General features: G+C 70.8%; 19 protein-coding genes. 2 read left to right on the top strand and 17 right to left on the bottom strand.

Going from position 1 to position 21,175, the window contains the following annotated elements; translation table 11 throughout:
- Window positions 1-7: 7 nt before the first annotated feature.
- Window positions 8-394, top strand: coding sequence for a YchJ family protein (locus K5S26_RS12010; RefSeq protein ID WP_221858348.1), 387 nt, complete (start codon window positions 8-10; stop codon window positions 392-394).
- Between the two features lie 56 nt (window positions 395-450).
- On the opposite strand, the gene K5S26_RS12005 is transcribed toward K5S26_RS12010, so the two are convergent.
- The 13 genes from K5S26_RS12005 to K5S26_RS11945 all read right to left on the bottom strand — a co-directional run bounded on the left by K5S26_RS12005 (window position 451) and on the right by K5S26_RS11945 (window position 14,065).
- A complete protein-coding gene (locus K5S26_RS12005) occupies window positions 451-1,464 on the bottom strand; it encodes a Gfo/Idh/MocA family protein (RefSeq protein ID WP_221858346.1) in 1,014 nt (337 codons plus the stop codon).
- Window positions 1,465-1,481: 17 nt separating this feature from the next.
- Window positions 1,482-2,432: an aldo/keto reductase gene (locus tag K5S26_RS12000; RefSeq protein WP_221858329.1), complete on the bottom strand. Its 951-nt coding sequence runs from the start codon at window positions 2,430-2,432 to the stop codon at window positions 1,482-1,484.
- 3 nt (window positions 2,433-2,435) lie between these two features.
- Window positions 2,436-3,647, bottom strand: a complete 1,212-nt coding sequence (locus tag K5S26_RS11995; protein ID WP_221858327.1) for a mandelate racemase/muconate lactonizing enzyme family protein — start codon at window positions 3,645-3,647, stop codon at window positions 2,436-2,438.
- Window positions 3,644-4,483 carry a carbohydrate ABC transporter permease gene (locus K5S26_RS11990; RefSeq protein WP_221858325.1) on the bottom strand — a complete coding sequence of 280 codons (840 nt, stop codon included), beginning with the start codon at window positions 4,481-4,483 and terminating at the stop codon, window positions 3,644-3,646. Before K5S26_RS11990 ends, K5S26_RS11995 begins: the two co-directional genes overlap by 4 nt.
- Window positions 4,480-5,361 (bottom strand): carbohydrate ABC transporter permease, encoded by an 882-nt coding sequence (locus K5S26_RS11985; protein WP_221858323.1) that lies wholly within the window; start codon window positions 5,359-5,361, stop codon window positions 4,480-4,482. Before K5S26_RS11985 ends, K5S26_RS11990 begins: the two co-directional genes overlap by 4 nt.
- A 7-nt stretch (window positions 5,362-5,368) precedes the next feature.
- Window positions 5,369-6,610, bottom strand: a complete 1,242-nt coding sequence (locus tag K5S26_RS19020) for an ABC transporter substrate-binding protein (protein ID WP_221858321.1) — start codon at window positions 6,608-6,610, stop codon at window positions 5,369-5,371.
- Between the two features lie 73 nt (window positions 6,611-6,683).
- On the bottom strand, window positions 6,684-7,439 hold the full coding sequence (locus K5S26_RS11975; RefSeq protein WP_221858318.1) for a GntR family transcriptional regulator: 756 nt from the start codon (window positions 7,437-7,439) through the stop codon (window positions 6,684-6,686).
- Window positions 7,439-7,927 carry a heme-binding protein gene (locus tag K5S26_RS11970; protein ID WP_221858317.1) on the bottom strand — a complete coding sequence of 163 codons (489 nt, stop codon included), beginning with the start codon at window positions 7,925-7,927 and terminating at the stop codon, window positions 7,439-7,441. The genes K5S26_RS11975 and K5S26_RS11970 overlap by 1 nt, the downstream gene beginning before the upstream one ends.
- Before the next feature lie 115 nt (window positions 7,928-8,042).
- Complete coding sequence (locus K5S26_RS11965) at window positions 8,043-9,707, bottom strand: ABC transporter ATP-binding protein (protein WP_221858313.1); 1,665 nt, start codon at window positions 9,705-9,707, stop codon at window positions 8,043-8,045.
- Window positions 9,704-10,540 (bottom strand): sugar phosphate isomerase/epimerase family protein, encoded by an 837-nt coding sequence (locus K5S26_RS11960; protein ID WP_221858311.1) that lies wholly within the window; start codon window positions 10,538-10,540, stop codon window positions 9,704-9,706. The genes K5S26_RS11965 and K5S26_RS11960 overlap by 4 nt, the downstream gene beginning before the upstream one ends.
- Complete coding sequence (locus K5S26_RS11955; RefSeq protein WP_221858309.1) at window positions 10,537-11,460, bottom strand: ABC transporter permease; 924 nt, start codon at window positions 11,458-11,460, stop codon at window positions 10,537-10,539. The genes K5S26_RS11960 and K5S26_RS11955 overlap by 4 nt, the downstream gene beginning before the upstream one ends.
- Window positions 11,460-12,419, bottom strand: coding sequence for an ABC transporter permease (locus K5S26_RS11950; RefSeq protein WP_221858300.1), 960 nt, complete (start codon window positions 12,417-12,419; stop codon window positions 11,460-11,462). The genes K5S26_RS11955 and K5S26_RS11950 overlap by 1 nt, the downstream gene beginning before the upstream one ends.
- Before the next feature lie 86 nt (window positions 12,420-12,505).
- Entirely contained in the window at window positions 12,506-14,065 is a 1,560-nt protein-coding gene (locus tag K5S26_RS11945) for an ABC transporter substrate-binding protein (protein ID WP_221858298.1), read from the bottom strand.
- 301 nt (window positions 14,066-14,366) lie between these two features.
- Between K5S26_RS11945 and K5S26_RS11940 the strand changes: the two genes are divergently transcribed.
- Window positions 14,367-15,431, top strand: coding sequence for a LacI family DNA-binding transcriptional regulator (locus tag K5S26_RS11940; RefSeq protein ID WP_221858296.1), 1,065 nt, complete (start codon window positions 14,367-14,369; stop codon window positions 15,429-15,431).
- A gap of 31 nt (window positions 15,432-15,462) precedes the next feature.
- On the opposite strand, the gene K5S26_RS11935 is transcribed toward K5S26_RS11940, so the two are convergent.
- From K5S26_RS11935 to K5S26_RS11920, 4 genes are read right to left on the bottom strand one after another with little or no spacing between them, the layout of a single operon-like run.
- Window positions 15,463-17,079, bottom strand: a complete 1,617-nt coding sequence (locus K5S26_RS11935) for a hydantoinase B/oxoprolinase family protein (protein WP_221858294.1) — start codon at window positions 17,077-17,079, stop codon at window positions 15,463-15,465.
- Window positions 17,076-19,136 (bottom strand): hydantoinase/oxoprolinase family protein, encoded by a 2,061-nt coding sequence (locus tag K5S26_RS11930; protein WP_221858292.1) that lies wholly within the window; start codon window positions 19,134-19,136, stop codon window positions 17,076-17,078. Before K5S26_RS11930 ends, K5S26_RS11935 begins: the two co-directional genes overlap by 4 nt.
- Window positions 19,133-19,984 carry a PfkB family carbohydrate kinase gene (locus tag K5S26_RS11925; protein WP_221858284.1) on the bottom strand — a complete coding sequence of 284 codons (852 nt, stop codon included), beginning with the start codon at window positions 19,982-19,984 and terminating at the stop codon, window positions 19,133-19,135. The genes K5S26_RS11930 and K5S26_RS11925 overlap by 4 nt, the downstream gene beginning before the upstream one ends.
- On the bottom strand, window positions 19,984-21,003 hold the full coding sequence (locus K5S26_RS11920; protein ID WP_221858283.1) for an SIS domain-containing protein: 1,020 nt from the start codon (window positions 21,001-21,003) through the stop codon (window positions 19,984-19,986). The genes K5S26_RS11925 and K5S26_RS11920 overlap by 1 nt, the downstream gene beginning before the upstream one ends.
- Window positions 21,004-21,175: the final 172 nt, after the last annotated feature.

The following is a 21,175-nucleotide window of genomic DNA, read 5'->3' as shown; positions in this document are numbered from 1 at the left end:
TGGATCGGTGAGCATCGCCGAGCCCTGCCCCTGCGGATCCGGGCGCGTGTACGCCGCGTGCTGCGGCCCGCTGCATTCGGGAGCCCGGCTCGCCGAGACCCCCGAGGAGCTGATGCGCTCGCGGTACAGCGCCTACGCGAAGCACGACGCCGAGCACCTGCTGCGCACCTGGCATCCGCGCACGCGCCCGCAGCCCGACGACCTGACGTTCGACGACCGCCTGCGGTGGACCGGCCTGGAGATCAGCGCGTCGGACGACGCGACCGTCGACTTCGTGGCGATCTACGAGACGGACGCGACGGGCTCGCCGATGATGGGCGCGCTCGCCGAGCACGCCCGGTTCGAACGGCGCGGCGGCCGCTGGATGTACGTCGACGGCGACGTCACCGGCTGACGCCGTGAGGGCGGCGCGGGGCGGCCCGGGCCGAGCCCGCCACCCCGCGCCCTGCGTCAGCGCCCGAGCGCGGTCTCAATGATCTCCAGGCCCCGCACCGCGTCGAGCGAGTTCACGGGAAGCGCACCGTCCCCGATCAGCGCGCCCCCGAGCACACGGTAGAACGCCCTGTGCTCCCCAGCGAGCAGTGGGACGTCGTGCTCGCCATGCGGCCCGGCGATCGTCGCCGTGCGACCGTCGTCGTGCACGCCGAAACCCGGGTCCAGCGGCCTCCGTCCCGCGATCGACTGCGGCTCCTGGGGGTCGAGGCCGTGCGAGGTGAACACCGCCTGCGAACCTACGACGCGGAATCGCGGCCGATTCGCCGGCGCCGTCGCACTCATCCAGAGCCGACTCCGCACACCGCTCTCGTGGGTGAGCGACAGGAAGGAGTCGTCGTCGCTCCTAGCCCCGAGCCGTCGCCGGTCGAGCTCGGCATGGACCTCGACGACATCGCCGAATAGCTGCAGCGCCTGATCGATGAGGTGGGGGCCGAGGTCGAAGAGGATCCCGCCACCGGCTTCGGGGATAGCGGTGTCCTTCCAGCGGTCGGTGAGCTGCGGAGCCCACCATTCGAAAGCCGAGTCGAACTGGTGCACTTCTCCCAGCACACCGTCGTCTATCTGCCGACGCAGCGTGAGGAAGTCGCCGTCCCACCGGCGGTTCTGGAACACCGTCAGCGGCACCCCCGCCGCCTCGGCCTCATCCACGAGGGCACGCGCCTCGGCGCTGGACACGCCGAGCGGCTTGTCGACCACCACTGGAATGCGCGCGGCGATCGCGCGCCGCGCGAGCGCGGCATGCGTCTCGTTCGGGCTGGTGATCACCACCAGGTCGAGGTCGTTGCGAGAGAGCACCCTCTCCGGATCCGCGATCACCTCGGCGCTCGCGTACTCGGCGGCAGCGGACGCTCGCCCCGGGTCGCGCGTGACGATCGCGACGATCTCGAACCGTGGGTCCGACGCGATCAGCGGCGCGTGGAACACTCGTCCGCCGGTGCCGAAACCGATGATGGCGGTGCGGATGGCCATGAGCTCCTCCAGGTGGGTCAGCGGGGGCCGATGTCGGCCGGCAGGGTGGCGGCGATGCGGTCGATCTCGTCGAACAGCGCGTCAGGGATGTCGAGCTCGATGGCGGCGACGTTGTCGGCGATGCGCTCGGGCCGGGAAACGCCCACGATGGTGGTCGCGATGCGGGGATCGCGGGTCGAGAACTGCAGAGCGGCGGCGGCCAGCGGCACGTCGGCCTCATGGCAGAGGCGCTCGACCTCGCGGATCGCGTTCAGCAGCACCTCGGGCGCCTCGCGATAGCCGTACCGGGTCGACGCGCCGGCACCGGTGGCGAGGATCCCGCCACCCAGAACCGCAGCGTTCACGACACCCATGCCGTGTTCGCGGGCGAGGTCGATCATCGCGTTAGCTGTGCGGTTGACCAGCGTCCATCGGTTGTGGGTGAGGAGCACGTCGAAGTAGCCCGTCGCGACGTACTCGGAGATGATCCTGGTGTCGCCTCCCGCAACCCCGATCGCGCCGGCGATGCCCTCATCCTTAAGCGCGCGGATCACGTCGACCGCCCCGCCGCGGGCGGTGGCCTCGGTGAAGGTCGTGTTCTCAGGGTCGTGCAGGTAGAGCAGGGGAACGCGGTCGACGCCGAGGCGGGCGAGGCTGCCCTCGATGGCGCGGCGCATCTGCGCCCCGGAGAAGTCTCCCGTGCGCAGGTCGCGGGTCACCTTGGTGGCCAGCACGAAGTCATCCGGCCGGCCACCGACACGTTCGAGGGCGATGCCGATGCGTCGCTCCGACTCGCCGTCGCTGTACGCACATGACGTGTCGAGCGACCGGATAGGGCCGGTGAGCGCGGCGACGGCGGTGGCGACGCCGTCCTCTTCGGCCACCTCGTAGCCGAAGTTCTTGGGCATAGAGCCGAGCGGCGCTCCGCCGACGGTCAGGGGCGTCATGCTCAAGCCGGTGCCGCCCAGGGGGCGTCGTGTCCATTCCATCGGTCAGTCCTCTCGCGGGTTCCAGTCGAAGAAGTCCTCGGCGCCGGGCTCCAGGCGGGCGCCAGCAGCTTCCCGGTCGAAGTCGATGCCGAGGCCGGGACGGTCGCCGACACGCACGTGCCCGTCGACGACGATCGGCGTGTCGAATCCGTCGACGATGTCGTACCACCACGGGTCGGCGGCGGTCGGGTACTCGAACGCGATCAGGTTGTCGGGGAGCGTCGCCGACACCTGGATCAGTGCTGCCAGTCCGAGCAGTCCGCTGCTGACGCCGTGCGGAGCGATACCGATGCCGTACAGGTCGGCGAGCTCCGCTATCCACTTCAGCTCGGCCAGCCCGCCCACGTCCCCGGGGTCGGGGCCGATCACGCGCACGGCGCGCTGTTCGATCAGCTCGCGGAAGTTCTGGCGCAGGTACAGCTGCTCCCCCGTGTGGGTCGGCACCGAGGTGGAGGTCGTCACCTCGCGATAGCCGGACACGTCGTTCCACGGCACGAAGTCGCCCGTGAGCAGATCCTCGGCCCAGGCGATGTCGAACGGCTCCAGCGCGCGGAGCACGTTGATCGCATCCGGCACCGTCCACCCTGGCCCCATATCCAGCGCCAGCCGGCGATGCGGACCGACGACGTCCTTCATCGCGGCGACGGTGTCAACGATGTGGCTGACGCCGCTCGGGGTGAGAGTGCCACGGTTCGGGTGGAGCGGCCCCTCGCGCAGGTCGCCATAGAGGAAGTCCGGGGTGTTCGGGGCCATGAAACCGTGCAGGCCCACTCCCTCCTTGAAGATCGAGAACCCCTCGGGCGACTCGGTCATGTAGCGCATGGAGGCGGCGTAGTCCTCCGGCGTGTGCGCGCCGAGGGTCGTTCGGATGCCGCCGTTGTAGACGCGGATCCGGTCGCGCACCTTTCCGCCCAGCAGCCGGTGCACGGGGACGTTCAGCGCACGGCCGGCCACGTCCCACAGAGCGATCTCCAGCGCGGAGACGACGGCGCCCCAAGGCTTCGTGCCCCCCATCCGGCGGATGCGGAGCATGCATCGCTCCACCTCCGTGGGATCCATGCCCAGCAGCAGCGGACGATAGATCTCCAGGGTCCGCGCGATGGCGAGCGGCTTCGAGAACTCGATCTCGGCGAATCCGTCGATGCCCTCGTCCGTGACGATCCGCACGATCGGGCTGCGGCCGATGCGCGCGCACCGGATGTCCGTGATCCTCATCCCTTCACCGCCCCACCCGTCAGGCCGCCGACGAAGTAGCGCTGCATCGCCACGAACAGGATCACGATCGGCAGCGTCAACACGACGGAGGCGGCCATCGTGGCCCCCCAGTCGACACTGAACTCGTTGGCGAACTCCGTCAGCGACACCGGCGCGGTGCGCGCGGCCGTCGAGCTCGTCATCACCGACGCGAACAGGAACTCGTGCCAAGACTGCAGGAACGCGAACATGCCCGCGGCGGCGAGGCCCGGGCCGCAGATCGGGAGGGTGACGTAGGTGACCGCATCGAATCGGCTTCCGCCGTCGATCTGTGCGGCCTCCTCCAGCTCGACCGGGATCGCCACGATCTGGTTGCGCACCATCCACGTGACCAGAGGCACGGTGATCGCGAGGTGCGCGAAGGCCAGGCCGATGGTGGTGTCCAAGAGCTGCATTCCGGAGACGATCTGGTAAAGCGGAAGCAGCACCACGGTCAACGGCACGACCTGCCCCAGGAGAATCACGAGCGCCAGCGGACGGGAGCCGCGGAAGCGGAAGCGGGCGAGGGCGTAGCCGGCGCTGAAGCAGAAGATCAGCGTCGCCACGGCGACCAGCAGCCCGACCACGACGGAGTTCAGCAGCGCCTGCGGCATCGTCGACGCCGTGAAGACCGTCACGTAGTTGCCCCACGTCCATGTGCTGGGGAGCAGCGTGGTGGGCACCGCGAAGATGTCCGCCCGCGGCTTGAACGACGTGAACGCCATCACCGCGACGGGCGCGAGGCTCCAGAGCAGGATGACCGCAAGCAGGACCCATACCCCCGCGATCGACAGGCTCCGCATCAGTGACCGGTTCACGACTGCTCCTCCAGGTCGGTGCGCATGGTACGGGCGAACATCACGGCGAAGACGCCGCCGATGACGAGCTGGACGAGGGCGACGGCGTAGACGAGCGTCTGGTCGCCGTTCTGGAAGGCCTGATACAGCAGGATCGGAAGGATCGTCGATGCCCCGGCGGGGCCCCCGCTGGTGGTCACATAGATGATCGTGAATGAGTTCAGCGCCCAGATCGCAAGCGTCAGCACGCAGATGCCGGTGGTGGTGCGGATGGCCGGCAGGATGATGCTCCACAAGATCGTCGCGCCGCCGGCCCCGTCGAGACGGGCGGCCTCGTAGCGCTCCTCGGGGATGCCCGCCAGCGCGGCGGAGACCATCAGCATCACGAACGGCGCGGTGACCCAGATCTGGATCAGGGCGACCGCGACCAGCACGATGTCCGGGTTGGACAGCCATCGGACGGGAGCGTCGATGAGGCCGAGGTCGAGCAGAGTCTGATTGAGGATGCCGTAGTCGGTCGACAGCGTCCACCGCCAGATGGTGGCCGCGACGACCCCCGGGATGATCCACGGCACCATGACGAGTGCGCGCCACAGGCCCACGCCGCGAAGGTGCTTCGACTGCAGCACCAGGGCGCCGAGATATCCGATCAGCACCGCGCCCGCGACGGAGACGAGCGTCCAGACCAGGGTGTTGAGGAAGACCGGTCCGATGCTCGGCATGGCGAACAGTCGCACGAGTCCTTCCCCGCCGTCGCTGATCACCCGGATCACGGTCGTGACGATCGGAACGATCATCAGCACCGCGGTGAGCAACAGGGCAGGCACCATGAGCGCCACGGGGCGACCGGTGCGTCGACGCCGCCCGGCCGTTCCCGCAGCGAGGTTCTGAACACTCATCCCCGTGTCACTCCGCGAATGCCCGGTCGACGACCTGCTGGATGTCCGCCGCCGCTTCCTGGGCCGTCTTCCGGGTCAGCGCGACCTCCTGGATCTGGTCGTGCACCGCCTGGACAGACGCGGTCCACCGCGGGTCGTAGGGCGCCGGAACCGAGTGCTCCGCGAGCTGCTGGGCGTATGCCACCCGCTCGGGCGTCTGGAACTTCGATTCCTCGGACGCGCTGAGGCGCGCGGGGAAGGTCAGCGTGAGCGCGGCCATGCTCTCGGGCTCCGCGAGGAAACGCACGAGCTCCTCCGCACCGTCCCTGTGCGCGGAACCCTCCGGCACGACGTGCGCCCATCCGACGCCGAGGGCGGTGCCGGGGCCTTCGGGCCCGGGAAGGAGAGCGGTGGCGATCGGCGCGCCCTGCGCCTGGGCCTCCGCCACGTCGAAGACGCCTCCCGGGTACATCGCGACCCGTCCCTGCAGGAAGAGCTCCCGGATGCCGGTGTTGTCGAGCTCGAACGAGCTCGGGCTGGCCCAGCCCTCCGCGATCGCGCCGCCCAGCATCTCCACGGCGGCCTCCGTCGACTCCTCCGTCAGCTCGGGCGCCCCGTCGGTGATCGTCGCACCCTCAGACACCGCGAACTCCAGGAAGCGGAGCGTCAGGTCGCTCGGGTCGCCCTGGATGGGCCACGCCGTGCCGACCACGCCGTCCTTCGTGAGAGCACGCGCGTCTTCGACGAACTCGTCCCAGGTGGCCGGCGGCTCCTCGATGCCTGCCGCCTCGAACAGCTCGGGGTTGTAGATCAGGGCGTTGGTGGCCCAACGGTAGGGCATCGCGTACGTCGCACCGTCAACGGAGAGGGCGTCGATGAGCCCGGGAGCGAAGTCGTCGGCGGGGATGTCGGCGCCGAACAGTCCGCTCAGGTCGGCGAGCTGCCCCTTGTCCGCGTAGCCGCGCACGCGAGCGACGGACTCGGTGATCACGTCGGGGACGTTGCCGGAGTCCAGCGCCACGGACGTACGGTTCGCCACCGTGTCGCCCGTGGTCTGCACCAGTTCCACGGACATGCCCGGGTGTTCCTGTTCGAACTCGTCGACGAGCTCGACGGCCACCTCGTAATCCCAGTCCGGCACCCACCACGTCACGACGTCGTCGTCGCGCGACGAGTTCTGCACCACGTTGACGATGACCGTGGTCGCGATCGCTGCGACGGCGAGCACACCCACACCGAGGAAGACCCCGGTTCGCGCCTTGATTGCCATGCTCTGCTCCATTGCTCGGGAACCCGCCTCTTCGCGGGTGCGAGACAATGATGCAACCTGTAATTACAGGATGTCAAGCCAGGAGATGCCGCACCTCGACGTCGAGCCGGCTGCGATCACCTCGATGAAAGCCTGCGAATCGCTCAATCGCCCGTCCAGCACGGTCGAACGAGACACTGCGCATGACGAGCACTGGCGCGCCCGACACCATCCTCAGCGCCTCGGCGACCTGATCAGACGCCTGCTCGGCGACGATCGTGCGCTGGGCGCGCTCGAACACCACGCCGTACTCGCGTTCGAGGATCCCGAACAGCGAGACATCCTCCAGGACCGCATGGAGCAACGGCTCGCCGACGTCACGTGGCAGCTGGGTGCGCGTGAAGGCCCAGGGCTCGCCGTCCACTTCGCGGAGGCGCTCGATCTCCACGACCTCCGTCCCCTCATCGACCCCGAGGTCGGACGCCACTCTCGCACTCGCCGGCACGAACCCTCGCCGCAGAAGCCGGGAGTGCTGCGCCCCCTCGCCGCCCTGGATGTCCTCGAAGGACCCCACCAGCGCCCCGCCGATCCCGCGCGACGTACGCGGGTCGTGGACGAAGGTCCCCCTCCCCTTCTCCCGCCGGATGAACCCCTCGTGCTCGAGCTCGAGCAGAGCCTGACGCACGACGGTGCGTGAGATGTCGTACCGTTCGCACAGCTCGTGATCGCCGGGCAGGCGGTCTCCGGCCTCGAGACCGCGCGCGACGATGTCGGCGACGATGATGTCCTTGAGCTGGGAGTAGAAGGGCACCGACGAACGCCGATCGATGCCGGCAGGGACAGGGACCATCACGCGCCCCCGCCACTCGTCGAGGCGCGTATGTCCAGACCCCTGAGTGCCGCCATCGCCAGGTCGTGATCATCGCGGATCGAACCGACGAGGCCAGACACGGAGATGACGCCGACCACGGCATCTCCCACGACGATTGGCACGGCACCGCCTGCCACCGCGAACTCCCGGGGGTCCAGCCAGTCGAGAGCACGCCCGGTCACACGCTGGCGAAGCACGAGCTCGAGGCTGGAGACCTCGTGCGTGCGCACCGACCTGGCCTTACGACGCACCCAGCCGTCGTGCTCCGCGGTCGCGCCCTCCCGCGCGGCGTGGAACACGACCTGCTCGCCACGAGTGACCCGGATGGCGACAGGAAGACCGTCCTGCTCCGCCAACGACAGCGCACGGAGGCCCAGCGCCAGCGCATCAGCGCGGGTGAAGCGCGACAGCGTCCGTTCCGGTGCCTGCGAGCGCACCTCCTCGAGAAGAGCCACGTCGTCGTCCACATCCGCCCCCGTCCGCTAGCTGTCCGTACAGGATACTAGGGAGGTCCGCTTCGAGGTGGTGGCGCGGGGCGGCCCGGGCCGAGCCCGCCACCCCGCGCCCTGCGTCAGCGCCTCGTCAGTTCCCCACCGCGAGGCGCTTCGCGGCCCGCTCCCGCTGAAGGACGGGGTCGGGCACAGGTGCGGCCTCCACCAGCCGACGGGTGTACTCCTCGCGCGGGGCCCGCAGCACGGACGCGGTCGCGCCCTGCTCGACGAGCCGGCCCGCGCGCAGCACCGCGACCTCGGAGGCGAGCAGCTCGACGACAGCGAGGTCGTGGCTGATGAACAGGCAGGAGAAGCCGAGCTCGCGCTGCAGCGTGCGGAACAGCTCCAGCACGGCCGCCTGCACCGACACGTCGAGCGCGCTCGTCGGCTCGTCGGCGATCAGCAGCGCCGGCTCGAGCGCGAGGGCCCGGGCGATGCCGATGCGCTGCCGCTGCCCGCCGGAGAGCTCATGGGGATAGCGCGAGTGCCACGCGGACGGCAGCTCGACGCGCTCGAGCAGCTCGCTCACCCTCGTGTTCCGCTCGGCGCGGCCCATCTCGGGGCGGTGCACGACGAACGGCTCCATGATGCTCTCGCCGATGCTCTGCCGGGGGTTGAGCGACGACGCCGGGTCCTGGAACACCATCGCGAACGAGCGGCGCAGCTCGCGCCGTTGCCCGGCTGACGTCTTGCGGACGTCCTTGCCGGCGATGCGCAGCTCGCCGCCCTCCGTCGGCACGAGGCCGACGACGGCCTTGCCGATGGTCGACTTGCCCGACCCCGACTCTCCGACCAGAGCGAGGACCTCGCCCTGCGGGATCGTGAGCGAGACGTCCTCGACGGCCAGGAAGCCCTTCTTGAGGAACGACCCGGGGTAGCGGACGCTCAGTCCCTGCAGCTCGAGCGCCGGAGCCCCGTCCGTCGCCTGCGGCGCGCGCTCCGGTGCCGCGACGCTCCCGGCGCGGGGAACCGCGGCGAGCAGCGCCTGCGTGTAGGGCTGCGTGGGAGCGGCGAACAGCTCGAAGACGCCCGCCTGCTCGACGACGTCGCCCTTCTCCATCACGACCACCCGGTCGGCCATCTCGGCCACCACGCCCATGTCGTGGGTGATGAGCAGGATGCCCATCCCCCGCTCCTTCTGCAGCCGACGCAGCAGGGCGAGGATCTCCGCCTGCACGGTGACGTCGAGCGCGGTCGTCGGCTCGTCGGCGATGAGGAGGTCCGGATCGTTCGCGATCGCCATCGCGATCATCGCCCGCTGACGCTGCCCGCCCGAGAGCTGGTGCGGATAGCTGCGCACACGACGGGCGGGCTCGGGGATGCCCACGTCCGCCAACAGCCTGGTCGCCTCCGTCAGAGCGGCGGCCCGCGACATCGGCCGATGCGCGCGGATCGCGTCGGAGATCTGCCGCCCGACCGTGTAGACGGGATTGAACGCGGTCATCGGCTCCTGGAAGATCATGCTGATCTCGCCGCCGCGCAGCCGGCGGATGCGCTCCGCCGGCGCCGTGAAGAGGTCCTCGCCGAGGTACCGCATCGCGCCCGACCGGCCTGCCGTCGCCGGGAGCAGGTCGAGCACCGACATCGCGGTGACGGTCTTGCCCGATCCCGACTCGCCGACGAGCGCGGCGGTCTCGCCCGCGCCGACCTCGAAGGAGATGTCCCGCGTGACGTCGACGACGCCGTCGGGCGTCTCGAACGAGATGCCGACCGCGTCGGCGACGAGCAGCGGCTCGCCCGGCGTCGGGGCGCTCATCGGGCGAGCTCCTCGAGAAGGCGGGGCGCCCGCGAGCAGACCTCGGCCGACGACGCGATGTGACGCCACGTGTGCGTGCGCACGGCCATGTCGCGCAGCTCCACGGGGAAGTGCTCGAACACGATCAGACCGTCGTAGCCGACGTCGCGCAGTGCGGCGAACACGTCGCGCCACGGCACCTGCCCGGTGCCGGGCACGCCGCGGTTGTTCTCGACCGCGTGGAAGTGGGCGAGCCGGTCGCCGACGCGCCGGATGGCGGCCGGGGTGTCGTCCTCCTCGATGTTCATGTGGAACGTGTCCAGCTGCACGCGCACGTGGCTCGAGCCGACCTGGTCCACCAGGCGCACGGTGTCGTCGGCGGTGTTGAGGAAGTAGCCGGAGTAACGGCTCACCGGCTCGACGGTGAGGGTGACGTCGGCGGCCTCGGCGTCCGGGGCCACCTCGCGCAGGGCGGCGACCGACCGCTCCCACTCCTCCGGCGAGCGCCCGCGCCCGTGGAAGGCGCCGTTGGCCGAGTGCACGCCGCCCGAGACGCGGTGTCCGCCGAGCGCGGCCGCGATCTCGACGCAGCCGCGCAGGTGCTCGATGCCGCGTCGGCGTGCCGCCTCGTCGTCGGCGATGGTGGATCGTTCGGCGCCCAGCGCGGTGCCGATCACGACCTCGAGGCCGGTGCGCTCGGCGGCGCGGCGCACCTCGTCGAGCGGGAAGACCGCCGCGTCCGGCGTGTTGATCTCGATCGCGGCGAGACCGAAGCCGGCGACCGCGTCGAAGACCCCGTCCACGTCCTCGCGGATGTCGTGGACGAACATCTGACTGTGCGCGCCGAACCTCATGGCATCGTCTCCATCTTCTTCTGGACGTTGAGCGGGATCACCTGCGTGCGCGGCGGCGTCGGCCGCGAGCGCGGGGCTCGCGGCGAGCGTGCGCGGCGCCGCGGATCCAGGCCGCGCTCGGTCGCGTCGGCCAGCACGGAGAACGCGAGGATGGTCGCGACGATCACGCCCGAGCTGACGAACAGCAGCAGCGGGCTGGTCAGCATGAGCGCCTGGCCCTCGCCGATCATCGATCCCCACGACGGCGTCGGCGGCACGACCCCGAGCCCGAGGAAGCTGAGGCCCGCCGAGAGCAGCATCGTCGAGGCCAGCGTGAGCGACACCTGCACCAGCACGGGCGGGATGACGCCGGGCAGGATCACGCGGAACAGGATGCGGGTGCGGCGGCTGCCGATCACCTCGCTGGCCTGGACGTACTCGAGGTTGCGGATCGTGAGCACCTCGCCGTAGACGACGCGCGCGAACGCGGGGGCGAACAGGATGCCCATGGTCGCGATCATCGTGAACTCGCCCTGGCCGAACAGCGTCACGATCAGCAGCGCGAAGACGATGGGCGGGAAGGCGAGGATCACCTCGACGGCACGCATCGACAGCAGCCCCACCAGGCCGCGGGACGACCCGCCGACGAGGCCGACCACGACGCCGAGCACGGTCGCGACCGCGGTCGCGCCGACCGACACCAGCAGGTCGACGCGAGAGCCGACGATCAGGCGCGAGAGGGTGTCGCGGCCGAACTGGTCGGTGCCGAGCCAGTGCGCCGCGCTCGGCCCGGCGAGACGCTCGCTGCTCTGCGCGATCGAGCTGTACGGGGCGATGACGTCTGCGAGCAGCGCGACCAGCACCAGGAGGACGAGGAAGATCGCTGCCGCGGCCGGGCCGGGGCGGCGCAGCTGCCGCAGGAGCGAGTTCAGCGGGGTCATCAGTTCCTTCCCCTCGGGTCGAGGAAGCCGTAGGCGATGTCGACGACGATGTTCAGCACCACGAACAGCGCGGCGATGACGAGCACCACGCCCTGCACGATCGGATAGTCGCGCTGCGTGACGGCGTCGATCAGCAGGCCCGACAGGCCCGGGTAGTTGAAGACGCGCTCGATGATGACGGTGCCGCCGAGCATCGCGCCCATCTGCAGGCCCGTGACCGTCAGCACGGGAGAGAGCGAGTTGCGCAGCACATGCCGCAGGAAGACGGTGCGCTCGCGCAGCCCTACGGCCCGGCCGGTGCGCACCCAGTCCTGGTTGCCGACGCCGAGGACGGACGAGCGGGTCATCCGCGCGACGGTCCCGGTGAAGCCGACGGCGAGCGCCGCGGTGGGCAGGATGAGGCTCTGGAAGAACCCGGCCGGATTGCGCTCGAACGGCACGAACCCGCCGGAGGGCAGCCACTGCAGCTGCACGCCGAAGGCGTAGACGAGCAGTACGGCGGCGACGAACGACGGCACCGCCACCCCCACGGACGTGGCGGCGAGCACCACGCGGTCCCACCACGCGCCCCGCCCGGCGGAGAACCGCGCCGCGGTCGCGCCGATCAGCACCCCGAGCAGCACCGACACGACGGTCGAGGTCAGGATCAGGATCAGGGTGCGAGGCAGGCGCTGTGCGACGAGGTCGAGCACCGGCTGGCCGTTCTGCAGCGACTCGCCGAGCGATCCCGTCGCGAGCTGGCCGAGGAAGGCCGCGTACTGCTGCCACAGCGGCAGGTTGAGCCCCAGCTCGTCGCGCAGTGCCTGCACCGCCTCCTCGGTCGGCGTCGCCCCGGTGCCGGTGAGGATGGTGCGCGCGGGGTCTCCCGGGACGAGCTGCAGGGCGACGAACACGACGGTCGCGACGACGAACAGCAGCACCACGCCGGCGAGCAGGCGTCTCAGGATGTTCAGGGCCATCGGCGGTGCATCTCTCTCTACGTGGTGACGGGGGCCACGAGGTGACGGGGAGCGCCACGCGGTGGCCGCTCCCCGTCACCAGTGGGTTACTTCAGGCCGGTGTTCGCCAGCGTGTAGCCGGAGTCGAACGTCAGGAACCCGGGGATGTTGCTGAACCCGGTGACGTCCACGCTGTAGCCGAACGCCTGGGCTCGCCACGCCAAGGTCACGATCGGCGCCTGCTCGAGCACGTACTCGGACAGCTCGTCGTAGACGGCCTGCCGCTCGGCGGTGTCGGTCGCGGCGCGCCCCGCGGCCAGCAGCTCGGCGACCTTCGGGTCGTCGTAGCCGTACGAGGCGTTCTGCGAGCCGCTCGGCGTCAGGATCTCGGAGAGGAACGCGGGATCGTTCGTCAGGCCGCTCGTGCCGTACACGGCGATGTCGTAGTCGCCGGCGGCGCCGAGCTCGAGGCGGGTCGGCCAGTCGGGCAGGTTCATCTCGAGCTCGATGCCGATCTCCGAGAGGTCGGCCTGCACCGAGACTGCCGTGTTCTCGTGGAAGTCGTACTGCGACGACGACAGCATCCGGGCGGTGAACCCGTCGGGGTAGCCGGCCTCGGCGAGCAGCTCGCGCGCCTTGTCGAGGTCCTGCTCGTAGTAGTCGGCGTACTGCTCGTCGTAGTAGTCGCTGTTCTCGGGAATCGGCATCCCGTTGAGCGGCTCGCCCTGCCCCGCCAGCGCCGAGTCGATGACGCCCTGGCGGTCCACGGCGTACGCGACGGCCTGACGCACGAGCGGGTCGGAGAAGGGGCTGTCCTCGGTCGTGTTGAACACGAGGTACATGAACGGGCCCTCCGTGCGGTCGAGCACGAGGGAGTCGTTCTGCTCGACCTGGTCGTAGCTGTTCCACCCGACGAACGAGACCGCGTCGACGCTGCCGCTGAGCAGCGCGTTGTCGCGCGCCGTCTGGTCGGCCATGATCTGGAACTCGATGCCGTCGAGCTGGACGTCGTCGGCTCCGTAGAACCCGTCGAACGCCTCGACCACGAAGCTCGAGCCCTGCTCGTAGCTGACGTACTGGAACGGGCCGGCGCCGACGTAGGTCGGCTCGTCCTGACCCAGCGACTCGCTCGGCAGGATCGCCCCGGAGACGTCGGCGAGGAAGGACAGGAACGCCGCATCGGGAGCGGCGAGCTCGACCTCGACGGTCGTGTCGTCGGGCGTCTCGATCGAGCTGATGCCCGAGGCGGCCGCGTAGAGCTTGGCCGAGTTGTCCTGGTCGGCGATGTACTCGAGCGTGGCCTTGACGTCCTCGCTCGTCAGCTCGCTGCCGTCGTGGAACGTCAGGTCGTCGCGCAGATGGAACGTGAAGCTCTGCGAGCCCTCGTCGTCCCAGCTCTCCGCGAGCGCGGGCACGATCTGGCCCTCCGCGTCGTACTGCACGAGGCCGCGGTGCAGCGCGGCGTTCAGGATCATCGAGGCCGAGCCCTGGTTCTGCGGCGTGACCAGGTTGGGCACGTCGCTGTCGAGGCCGTAGAGCAGGACGTCGTCACCGCCGTCGGTTCCGCCGGCGCAGCCGGCGAGGCCGAGCGCGGCGACGGAGACGGAGGCGATGACCGCGAGCCGGCGCGCGCGACCGCCGGGGCTGGTCGGGAAGGGTGATGCCATGGGGACTCCTCGGGTGAGCTGGGACTGGCCCACGCGACGACTTCTTCGTCTCTTCATCGCGTGCGGCGTGACAGGCACGGCCCTCGTGCCCGTCCATCGGTGCTGGAGGGTGCACGATGATTGGGAACGATCCCAATCTGTCATGGCAGTCACTCTGCGGCAAGTTGGGAACGGTGTCAATACCGTGGTGCAGGCGTAACTCGTTCGTAACACCCTCGCGGCGTCCCCGGGGGCACCCGGCTACGATCAGCCGAAAGGGAACGGTGCCACCGCGATCGCGGGCGCCCGACAGGAAGGTCCCATGGCACGACGCGCTCACACCGTCACCATCGTCGACGTCGCCCGCGAGGCAGGCGTCTCGAAGTCGTCGGCGGCCCGGGTGCTCGCCGGCCGAGGCTCCGCGAGCCCGGCCACGCAGCAGCGGGTGCAGGACGCCGCCGAACGCCTCGGCTACCGGCCCAACGCCCTGGCCAAGGCGATGATCTCCGGGACCAGCAACACGCTGGCCATCGTCATCCCCGACGTCGCCAGCCCCTTCTTCTCGGCCGTGGTTCGAGGCGCCAGCGACGCGGCGCACGCGGCGGGCTTCGAGGTCCTCCTCGGCAACACCGACAACGACCGCGACATCCAGGCCCGTGCCATCGACGTGCTCCGCGAGAAGCAGGTCGACGGCTTCATCGTCGCCCCGGTCTTCGAGGACGACCCCGGCAGCGTCCGGGCCCTCGTCGACGACGACATCCCCGTCGTGCTGCTGGACCGTCGCATGCCGGCGCTCGCCGACGTGCCCCTCGTGTCCGTCGATCACATCGCCGCCTCGCGCGCCGCCGTCGAGCACCTGATCGAGCTGGGGCACCACGACATCGCGATCGTCACCGAGGCCGCCGGCAGCCTCGACGAGCTTCGCGGCGGCACCGACGACGCGCACACCCTGCGGCCGTCCCACCAGCGACTGCTCGGCTACCTGGACGCGCTGCAGGCGCACGGCATCCCCGTCGACCCCGCGCTCGTGCTGTCGTCCGCCTACGACGCCGACTCGGCGCGCGCCGCCGTGGCCGAGGCGCTGCAGAGCCGGCGGTTCACGGCACTGTACTGCACCGACTCCGTGCTGACGCTCGGCGCGTACACGCACATCGTCGACAGCGACCTGTCGCTGCCCGGCGCGTTCTCGTTCGTCGGCTTCGACGACCAGGAGTGGACCACCCTCGTGCGCCCCGCCGTGACCGTCGTCGACCAGCCCCGATACCGGCTGGGCGCCGCGACCGCCAACATGCTGATCGCGCGGATCCGGCGCATCGGAGAGGTGCCGAGCGACATGCTGCTCGACGCCCAGCTCATCACGCGCGCGTCGACGTCCCGGCCGGTCTGAACCCGCCAGGGACGCCGACGGCGCGCGGTGTCTAGCCCTGCAGCCGCCCGTCGGCGACGTCGGCCGCCCTCGCCTCGGCGGAACGGCGGGCGGGGTCGCCGTAGCCGCCGGCGCCGGCGGTCTCGATCGAGGCCGTCTGACCCGGCTGCAGCACCGTGTAGCCGTGATCGACCGGGCGGGCGTCCTCGCTCAGCTCGACCCGAGACGAGGCGCCGGGCTCGCCGCCGGCCAGGCCCCATGGCTGCGACCGCTGCCGGCTCGTGTCGAGCCAGAAGTGCACGTCGGGCGCCTCCACGCGCACCTTGCGCCGGATTCCCATGCCGCCGCGGTGCTCGCCGTCGCCGCCGGAGCCGCCGCGCAGCTCGTAGGCCTCGACCATGAGCGGGTACTCGGCCTCGAGGGCCTCGACCGGCAGGTTGGACGTGTTGGTCATGTGCACCTGGATACCGTCGAGCCCGTCCTTGTTGTGCCGTGCCCCCGATCCCCCGCCGATCGTCTCGAGGTAGACGAAGTCGCGGCCGCGCACGGCGTCGTATCCCGAGAAGTGCACGCCGGTCACCGCGCCGTTCGAGGCCGCGGTGACGCGCGTGGGAAGCGCCTCGACCAGGGCGCCCTGGATCAGGTCGACCACGCGCTGGCACGTCTCGATGCGCCCGTTGACCGCGGCGGGCGCCGTGCAGTTGAGGATCGACCCCTCGTCGGCCACGATCGTCACCGGCCGGTACAGGCCCGCGTTGGGCGCGATGTCGGGGTCGATCAGGGTCTTCACCGTGTAGTAGACCGACGCGTACAGGCCGGTCCACACGACGTTGACGCTCGCCCGCACCTGCGCGGGATTGCCGCGGAAGTCGAAGTGCAGCTCATCGCCGCGCACGGTGATCACCACCCGCAGCATGAGCTCGTCGTCCAGCTCGGGTGCGTCGAAGAGGTCCTCGAACGCGTAGACGCCGTCGGGCATCTCGGCGATGGCCGCACGCGTGCGCCGCTCGGTGTAGTCGAGCAGCTCCCGCGCGACCGCGGAGGTCTGCTCGGCGCCGTAGCGCTGCACCAGCTCGAGGTAACGCGTCTGCGCCACCCGCAACGCGGCCTGCTGCGCGTTCAGGTCGGCCTTGCGCTCCTCCGGGATCTGGCAGTTGAGCAGGAACACCTCCAGCAGCTCCTGCTGCAGCACCCCCTCGCGGATCAGGTGCACCGGAGGGATGCGGATCGCCTCCTGGAAGATGTGCGCATGGCCGCGGTCGCCGAAGTCGGCATGGTGGGCCAGCGACGCCGCCCACGCGTGCACCTCGCCGTCGACGAAGATCGGCAGCGCGAGCACGATGTCGGGCAGGTGCGAGCCGCCGCCGGTGTAGGGGTCGTTGCCGATGAAGACGTCGCCCTCGCGGATGTCGTCGTCGCCGAAGCGGCTCCGGATCCCGTCGACGATCCCCATGAGCGAGCCCAGGTGCATGGGCGAGCCGCCCTCGTCCTGCGCGATCGCCCGGCCCTGCGCGTCGAACAGGCTCGCCGTGCAGTCGCGCCGCTCCTTGATGTTCGGCGAGAACGCGGCCTTGACGAGCGTCTCGCTCATCTCCTCCACGATCGTGGCGAGGGCCGACCCCACCACCTCCACCAGCACCGGGTCGAGGGCCTTGTCGTCTGCGCTCATCGCTGCTCTCCTGTCCGGATGACGAGGTTCCTGAGGGTGTCGACCGTGCACTCGTCGCCCGGGAGCAGCACGGTGGTCGTGTCCATCTGCTCGACGATCGCGGGGCCGGAGATCCGGTTCCCGGGGGCGAGCAGAGACCGGTCGTACACGGGGATCGAGATGTAGCCCGCCGCCGGGTCGAAGCACGTCTCGCGGGTGCCGACGACGGCGCCGCCGGCGTCCTCCCCCGACATCGCGTCCTCACGCAGCTCGACGCGGGCGGCCTGTCCGCTGGCCTCGAGCCGGAAGGTCACGGCCTCGATGCGCGACTCGGGCGACCGATAGCCGTACACCCGCTCGTGCGCCGCGTGGAACTCCTCGACGATGCGCCCGACGAGCTCCTCGTCGAGCGGCCCGTCCGGCACCTCGACGGCGAGCTCGAAGTTCTGCCCGGCGTAGCGCAGCTCGAGTCGCCGCACGCTGCCGCGGTCCGACGCGTCGATGTCCTCGTGGGCGAACCACGCGTCGGCCTGCTGCTCGAGCACGTCGAATCCGGCGCGGAGCTCGTCGAGGTGGTCGGGCGAGATGACGGTGATCTGCGTGCGCATGAAGTCGGTGCGCACGTCCGTCATCAGCAGCCCCAGGGCCGACTGCGCCCCGGGCACCTCGGGCACGACGATCGTGCGCATGCCCAGCTCGCGCGCCAGGCGCGAGGCGTGCAGCGGGCCCGCGCCGCCGAACGGCACCAGCGCGTAGTCGCGGGGGTCGTAGCCGCGCTTGACGGAGACGACGCGGATGGCGCGCGCCATGTTGGCGGTGACGACGCGCAGCATGCCGAGCGCGGCCTCCTCGACCGTCAGGCCCAGGGGCCGCGCCAGGCGCTCGACCGCGCGGACGGAGGCCTCGCGGTCGATCTTCATCTGCCCGTTCAGCAGGTACTCGGGGTTGAGCATCTGCAGCACGACGTTCGCATCGGTGACCGCCGCCTCCTCGCCGTTGCCGTAGCAGGCAGGCCCGGGGAAGGCGCCGGCGCTCTGCGGGCCGACGCGCAGGTGGTCCCCGCTGTCGATCCATCCGATGGATCCGCCTCCGGCGCCGACCGTGTGGATGTCGAGCATGGGAGAGCGGATCGGTCGGCCGTCGAGCTCCATGCCTGCCGTGACCTTCGGGCGCCCGCCCTGCACGAGGGAGATGTCGCTGGACGTGCCGCCCATGTCGAACGTGATGATGTCCGGGAAGCCCGCGCTCGCGCAGATCTCCGCGGCGCCCACCACGCCCGTGCTGGGGCCGGAGAGCACGAGGCGCACCGGCATCGACTCGGCCGTCTGGAACGGGATGACGCCGCCGTTGGACTGCGTCACGTGGGGCACGGCGCGCAGGCCGTTCTCCGCCAGCGTGGCGCGCAGCCGCGCGAGGTACCGGTAGACGACGGGGCCGACGTACGAGTTCGTGACGACGGTCGACAGGCGCTCGTACTCCCGGAACTCCGGCAGCACCTCGGAGGACAGCGAGACGTACGCGTCCGGGTGCTCCTCCGCGATGATCTCGCCGATGCGGCGCTCGTGGTCGGCGAACAGGTAGCTGTAGAGCAGGCAGACGGCGATGGAGTCGACGCCCTCGCCCTTGAGGAACCGGACCGCGGCGCGGACCTCGTCCTCGTCGAGCGGCGTCTCGACGGCGCCGGTGTGCCGCACGCGCTCGGTCACCTCGAGGCGGTGACGGCGGGCGACGAACGGCTCGGGCTTGTCTGCCTGCGGGTCGTACATGTCGGGCCGGCGGCCGCGGCCGAGCTCGAGCAGGTCGCGGAACCCCTTGGTGGTGATCAGGCCCGTCGTGACGCCGCGGCCGGTGAGGAGCGCGTTCGTCCCCACGGTCGTGCCGTGGGCGAAGTAGGAGACCTCGCCGATCTCGCGGTCGCCGATCTGCTCCAGCAGCTCGGCGACGCCCTGCACGATCGCGCGGCCCGGGTCGTCGGGCGTGCTCGACACCTTACGGACGTGCACGCGCCCGTCCGCCTCGTCGAACGCGCAGACGTCGGTGAACGTCCCTCCCGTGTCGACGCCGATCCTCAGACTCATCTGTTCACCTCTGTGTTGACCTTCTGTGCGCCGCCGGCCTCCGCCGACGGCTGGAACGGGACGCCGTAGCCGAACGCGCCGTGCGCGAGGCAGACCTGCGCGGCGTGCGCGCTGGCGGCGGCGAGGACGCTGCGGCGGTCGCGCCCGGCCAGCAGCCCCACGAGGACGCTGGCGATGAACGCGTCGCCCGCGCCCAGCGTGTCGACGACCTGCACCCGATCGGCCTCCTGATGGATCAGCCAGCGCTCGGAGGCGAGGTAGGCGCCGTTCTCGCCGCGCGTCGCGAGCGCGTACGTCGCGCCCCCCGCGACCGCTGCCTGCGCGAGCTCGGTGCTCTCGCGGTCGCTGCGGTGGCTCGACGAGAACGCGGCGAGGTACAGGTGCGGCAGCACGGGCGCGGCCGTCTCGAGCCCGAAACGGCTGCCGAAGTCGAACGACACGCGCGTGCGCCGCGCCATCTCGGGCACGTGGGGCAGGAAGCTGCCGGCGTACCCGGCGTGGACGACGTCGAACGCCTCCATGGCGGCGAACTGCTCGTCGGTCGGCTCGAACACGGACACGCCCTTGGACGACCCCAGGAACACCCGGTCGGTGCCGACGACGTCGACGTCGGCGTAGGCGTTCGGGCCCTCCGTCACGGTGACGAGGCCCGTGCCGACGGACTCCTGCCGCAGGCTCTGCAGCACCGTCTGGCCGGCCTCGTCGTCGCCGACGACGCCGAGGTACGCCGCGTCCGCCCCCAGGCGCGAGGCGAACACGGCGACGTTCACGGCGTTGCCGCCGGGGAACATCCTCCCCAGCGCCCGGTAGCGGTCGACGACGTTGTCGCCGACCCCCAGCAGTCTCATCAGTAGCTGACCTTGTACATGTACCGGCGGACGGAGGTGTCGTGGCCGCGGCGCGCGGCGACGTGGTCGAGCACGCGGCGCTCGGCGCTCATCAGCGCCACGACGCTGAGGTCGGCGCGGCTCTCGGCGGGGATGCCGGGGAGAGACAGGGTCGCGGTGTCCACCACACCCAGCTTCGACGTGTAGGTCTCGCCGAAGCGCACGACACGCTCGCCGAGTGCCCGGCTGGCGTCCTCGGCCTGCAGGACGACGAGCGGCGTGTCCTCGAGGATGCGCTCGAACGGACCGTGGAAGAAGTCGCCGCCGTTGATCGCGGCCGCGTCCATCCACTGCATCTCCTGGAAGTAGCACCACGCCATCATCTTGGCCATGCCGTAGGCCGGGCCGGCGCCGACGACGTACGTCAGCGGCGCGTCGGCGACGACGTCGGCCACGCGCTCGCCGGCCTCGGCGATCTCGTCCTTGACGGCGCGCAGCGCGCCGGGGAGGGCGGGGATGCCGGCGCGCAGGCGGGCGGCGACGTCCGCGGCGCCGGTGCGGTCGAGCAGCGCCGCGGCGATCTGCTCGTTGTGGACGAGCTTCGGCTCGGTCACGGTGATCGTGTCGGGGTAGTCGAGGTGCAGGTGCGACGCCTCCGCCAGCCCGCTGTCGCCCTCGCGAGCGATGCCGACGACGGTCGCGCCCTTCTCGCGGGCGAAACGCGCGGCGGCGACCGTCTCGGGGGTGTTGCCCGAGTGCGACGCGGCGACGACGAGCGCGTGCTCGTCCAGGCCGATCGGGTCGCGCGAGGTGAGCTCGGCGCTGGTGATGCGCTGGGTCGTGAACGCCGACGCGTAGCGGTCGAGCAGGTCGAACGCCGGGTACGTGCCGAAGTGCGATCCGCCGCACCCGACGAGGTACACCCGCTCCAGGCCCTTCTCGAGCGCCTCGTCGACGATCTGCCGCGCCTTGTCGTCCTGGTCGACGGCGTGCTGGACGCTGGCCTCGAAGTCCTCGGGGACGGGGATCGGGGTGCTCATGTGAATGGTCTTCCTTCGCGGTGTCTTGGAACGGCGGCGCGGTCCTGGACCAGGCCCGGCACGTTTTTGGGAACGATCCCAATCGCTAGCTTGCCCCGGATTGGGAACGGTGTCAACAGCGTGCCGACGCGACCCGCGCACGCCGGCGCCACGCGGCCTCCCGGTTCAGGCG

It is taken from the genome of Microbacterium marinilacus (assembly GCF_019753765.1).
GTDB classification, from domain to species: Bacteria; Actinomycetota; Actinomycetes; order Actinomycetales; family Microbacteriaceae; genus Microbacterium; species Microbacterium marinilacus.
This window is presented reverse-complemented; position numbering and strand designations above follow the sequence as displayed.